The sequence below is a fragment of the Lamprobacter sp. genome, from assembly GCF_034860625.1.
GTDB lineage: Bacteria > Pseudomonadota > Gammaproteobacteria > Chromatiales > Chromatiaceae > Lamprobacter.
On sequence record NZ_JAYESN010000259.1, the window covers coordinates 1 to 3985 of the forward strand.

Sequence of the window (3985 nt, forward strand, 5' to 3'; positions counted from 1 at the left end):
CCCAACGCCGCCGCAGGCTCAGGCCCAAGAGCCCCGCGCCCGCCAGCCACAGGGTACCGGGCGTGGGCACCGGCTGCGCATCCAGGGCGGCGACGTCGACTTGTCCGGGGCGAACCGCCCAGGCCTGCAACTCGAGGGCGCTCTTGACGAAGGCTTGCTGGTAGCCGTAGTAGGCGGAGAAGACCCACGCGTTGTAGGAAATGGGCGCGTACTCCGTACCAGACCAGTACAGGCCATCGTCAAAGTTCTGGAACGGGCCGGTGTTCTGAAGACCCCAGCCAGACTGGGGGCCATTCCCGTTGGTGTCGTAATACGCCAGGTTCCCAAGCGTCTCATACCATAGATGGCCCAGCTCACTGGTCGCCGTGTCGATGTTGTAGCCGCAGTCGGTGCCGCTTATGCTCCGGTTACAACCACTGGAGCCGGTGTCGGTCACGCTCCACAGCCGCCAGTCATCCCAGCCGCCAAAGACCAACTGATCTGCCCAGGTGACCGAGGCACCCCAGGTCATGCGCCCGTCGGTGTCATAACCGCTGGTTATGGCATAGTTGGCATCCTGCAGCCAGGTCAGCTCCTGGGCGGCATCGTAGACCAGCCCGCTGTGTGCGCCGCGTCGCCCACCCAGAGATCGCTGTAGGTCGAATCTTGTATCCAACCGGCCTGCGGCGCGCTGGCCAGCGCCCAAAGCGCCGCGCCGCAGACGCTCGAGACCCATCGCGTGCGTTGAAACATCATCAGGGAAAAAGCTCCTTTGCGTGTTAATGAAACCTGAAACTGCAATCTAAACGCTGTCGGCACGCCGCCCCTGTGCTTCTCGTAACACCAACAGCGGCATTGCACCGGCCCAAGCCAAGCAAGTTTCATGCAGCCCTTGCCCCTTTCCCGGATATCCTCCTATTTTCCAGGTACTTCGCCATAGCGACACTCCGAAAAAGGGGATGAGCCCGCCCATTCATCACCGACGCTCATTCACAACTGTCAAATTTCTCGACAGTCCCGCTGGTACGCTGGCCAATGCATGGCGACACCACCGGCAGCAGTGGCTCCAGCCGCCAGACCACTCACCGTTCCCGCACTCCGGTCCAAACTTGGTCGGTCTGCGCAACTACCAGCACGCACCGGCCCGCTTTGAGCAGCCTGCGCGCATAAGCCCGCGCCCGCGCGAGCGGAAAGCCATAGCGTGCGCGGCGTCGGTTCAGGACACCGTCCGGATAGGCCCGGCGAAACCAGGCGTATTGCGCGCACACCGAGGTCAGTCCCTTGTGCGGCTGGTCGCGGCGCGTGAGCCGCGCGCTGGCCGGATCGAAGGAGAAATACTGACGCAGGAAGTCATAGCGCGCCCACAGCACCTCGCGCAGATGAAAAGTATCGGCCTGGCGCAGATGTCCGAGATAGGAGGCGAGGTTGGCGTGCAAGGCATCAAGCAATAGCGGCTCGAAGCGGTAGCGGCGCAGATAACGGCCGGTGCTAACGAGTTCGGCCTCGAACCCGCGCAGACGCTGGTGCAAATGGGTCACGACGCGCCGGCGGGCCAGTTGGTAGTCACGGCGCACGATGTAGCCGAGAAAGTCGATCCCGTCGCTGACTGGACGCAGCCGTTCACGACGGGGGTATCCCGCCCTGTTCGTCATGCCGGCCCCGACCTGATCGGCAGGGGCCGGCGGCGCGGGCGCACAAGGATCAATCGGCACGCGCCGACCGGCGCGATCGCCGCCGGCCGACTTCTGGCCCCCGTGCGTCCTCACCCTCGCCAGCCGCGAGACTGCGCAGCCAGCCCTCGTTTTGTCTGCAAACCGAGGCCATCTGTTCGACGACGAACTGGTAGGCCGCAAAACTCTTGAAGGCCTTCACCTCCTTGGCAAGCCGAATCAACACCAGCAGCTCCTCCAGCGCCAGACGCAGCTCGCGCAGCTTCGCCGCCTTGTCGCGCTCACCGTTTGCCTGGATGATCAGCACGACGATGGCGCGGCTCTGGTTCCGCAAGTCCGTGCCCAGCGTGTGCTTATGGTAGCGCGAAAATCCCGCGACGATGGTCTCGAAGTGCACGGCGACATCCATCGCCTGCTTATAGATGGGGAGGTGCTCGTAGCGGGCCATGAGTCGAATACCCGTGAAATCGTCTATCTTCTTCATCGGCGGAAGCGTTGCCTTGGAGCGTCGTCAGCGCGACCCTATCCACGACCCGCGACAGCATTGAAATCAGGCAACCGACATGACCTTGACGCTCAACATTCCCGATCCACTGCAGCAGCGCCTCGAAGCGGTCTGCACAGATTTGCCCCGTGCGGTGCTGGAGGGCTTTGCCGTCCAGGCTTATCGGACCGGCACTTTGTCACGCGCCGAAGTGGCTCAACTCTTAGGGCATGCGTCTCTCTGGGACACTGAATCCTTCCTGTCGAAACACGATGCTTGGCCTGCGCCAACCTTTGACGAGGTTGCGGAAGACCTTGATGGATTGGGCAAAGTGCCGCAGCCGTGACGGTCGTCGGTGACACCTCGGTTCTGCGCTATCTGGTCACCCTTGGTCAAGTCGACCTCTTGCCCCGGCGCTTCGGTCAGCTGCTGATCCCTCCTGAGGTCGCTGATGAGTGTCGTCACTCAGGTTCTCCCGAAGCGCTACGGACCTTCATGCGCAACCCACCCGGCTGGCTCAGCATCGACCGCCTATCAGCAGCGTCGACGCCTGGGCTGGAACGACTTGATCCGGGCGAAGCAGCCGCCATTCGACTCGCGCTTGCGCGCAACGCCAAGCTGCTCTTGATCGACGAGCGTCTCGGAAGAAGGGTCGCGACCAACGCAAAGCTGCGGGTCAGCGGCACCTTGGGCATCATTGCCGACGCCGCACAACGCGGTTGGCTCGACTTCGAGATGACTGTTCAAGATCTGATCGAGAAAACCAACTTTCGCGTCTCACAGGAGGTCATCGAGGCCGTGCGTCGCCGGATAGATACATGTCAAGTCTCGGAACCTGCTCGCCGAGCGCGTTGACGTCGGTGCGATCAACATCCGACGCCTGGTCCATAGCGAGCCGGGCGTGGCGATCGGAACCTACTTTGAAGCCGCAACACTCGTCGACGTTCCCCTCTTCGAGTAGGACTCACCGCTCGGCGTGAAGGAGGCGTTGAGCCGTCAACAACCCCTGCTAAAGCTCCTGCCCAAGCGCTAGACTTCGGTCGATCCAGTCGGGCTAGGCAACCCTTGCCAACGGCAAGATGATCTCGATCGACGCAAAAGGAACAGAGAGCGTTCCGTCGTCTCCACGCTCCAACAGGCCAAGGGTTTCGAGGCGATCGAGATGCCGCGCAAACAGGGTGGGATCGCTTGCGGCAGACCACTGAGCGGCGAGTTCCTCGGCGCGGCAAGGACCCATGCGCCGCAGGCAATCCAGAAGCTCCAACCGCTCGGCTGTGACCTCGGCAAACAGCGTCTGCGTCGATTCGAAGCTGAGCCGATAATCGACCGGCCGGCCCGCTCGGCCGTCGGCCAAATGGCCGGCAACGGTATCAAAGATCGAGCCACGGCGGCCAACCTCGATAATGGCTTTCATCGGCGACTCCAGCGAGCGATATCGGCGCGAAAATCCGCGATCAGTTGCTCAATCGTTGTGAACACATAAGGCTGCTCCTCATCGGCAAGATGCCGATGATCTCCCTTACCGCGCTCGTTGTCGTAACGCACCTGGCAGCTGTTGCTCGTTCCGAAAAACAATCGATACTTGTAACGATGCCGGCAGGGCGGCAGCGGTTCTGACAGCTCCCAAACCACCATCTCGACGATGGAGCCATCATCACGAATCTCTTTCGCATGGGCAAGTAAACTAGCCGCCATTGCAAGATCTTAGTTGAAACTCTGGCCTGATGCCATGCAGTGCATCAGGCTCTCCCTACGCGCCGAGGTCGACGTGCTGACGCTGACCGCCACACCCATCCCACGCACGCTCAACATGGCCATGGCCGGGATGCGCGATCTCAGCATCATCGCCACG

7 protein-coding genes are annotated in these 3985 nt (G+C 62.0%); 2 read left to right on the forward strand and 5 right to left on the reverse strand.

Annotated features, from left to right (window positions below; all coding sequences use genetic code 11):
- The 3 genes from VBE63_RS25545 to VBE63_RS25555 form a co-directional block, all read right to left on the reverse strand.
- Nucleotides 1–715 (reverse strand): PEP-CTERM sorting domain-containing protein (locus VBE63_RS25545; protein WP_323685818.1); only part of this gene is annotated, 715 nt, incomplete at its 3' end.
- A 346-nt stretch (nt 716–1061) separates the two neighbouring features.
- Nucleotides 1062–1631: a hypothetical protein gene (locus tag VBE63_RS25550; protein WP_323685819.1), complete on the reverse strand. Its 570-nt coding sequence runs from the start codon at nt 1629–1631 to the stop codon at nt 1062–1064.
- Between the two features lie 49 nt (nt 1632–1680).
- A complete protein-coding gene (locus tag VBE63_RS25555) occupies nt 1681–2097 on the reverse strand; it encodes a four helix bundle protein (protein WP_323685820.1) in 417 nt (138 codons plus the stop codon).
- A 115-nt stretch (nt 2098–2212) separates the two neighbouring features.
- Between VBE63_RS25555 and VBE63_RS25560 the strand changes: the two genes are divergently transcribed.
- On the forward strand, nt 2213–2479 hold the full coding sequence (locus tag VBE63_RS25560) for a UPF0175 family protein (RefSeq protein ID WP_323685821.1): 267 nt from the start codon (nt 2213–2215) through the stop codon (nt 2477–2479).
- The gene (locus VBE63_RS25565) at nt 2476–2988 is read left to right on the forward strand and encodes a DUF3368 domain-containing protein (RefSeq protein WP_323685822.1); all 513 of its coding nucleotides are present in this window, start codon (nt 2476–2478) and stop codon (nt 2986–2988) included. The genes VBE63_RS25560 and VBE63_RS25565 overlap by 4 nt, the downstream gene beginning before the upstream one ends.
- Before the next feature lie 199 nt (nt 2989–3187).
- Here the strand turns inward: VBE63_RS25565 and VBE63_RS25570 are convergent, their stop codons facing one another.
- Both VBE63_RS25570 and VBE63_RS25575 read right to left on the reverse strand, forming a co-directional pair.
- The gene (locus VBE63_RS25570) at nt 3188–3547 is read right to left on the reverse strand and encodes a transcriptional regulator (protein WP_323685823.1); all 360 of its coding nucleotides are present in this window, start codon (nt 3545–3547) and stop codon (nt 3188–3190) included.
- Nucleotides 3544–3828, reverse strand: a complete 285-nt coding sequence (locus VBE63_RS25575; protein WP_323685824.1) for a toxin-antitoxin system TumE family protein — start codon at nt 3826–3828, stop codon at nt 3544–3546. The genes VBE63_RS25570 and VBE63_RS25575 overlap by 4 nt, the downstream gene beginning before the upstream one ends.
- Between the last annotated feature and the right edge of the window lie 157 nt (nt 3829–3985).

Coding starts and splice junctions, on each gene's coding strand:
- VBE63_RS25550 (WP_323685819.1), bottom strand. CDS start 1,631: ATGACGAACAGGGCGGGATACCCCCGTCGTGAACGGCTGCGTCCAGTC.
- VBE63_RS25555 (WP_323685820.1), bottom strand. CDS start 2,097: ATGGCCCGCTACGAGCACCTCCCCATCTATAAGCAGGCGATGGATGTC.
- VBE63_RS25560 (WP_323685821.1), top strand. CDS start 2,213: ATGACCTTGACGCTCAACATTCCCGATCCACTGCAGCAGCGCCTCGAA.
- VBE63_RS25570 (WP_323685823.1), bottom strand. CDS start 3,547: ATGAAAGCCATTATCGAGGTTGGCCGCCGTGGCTCGATCTTTGATACC.
- VBE63_RS25575 (WP_323685824.1), bottom strand. CDS start 3,828: ATGGCGGCTAGTTTACTTGCCCATGCGAAAGAGATTCGTGATGATGGC.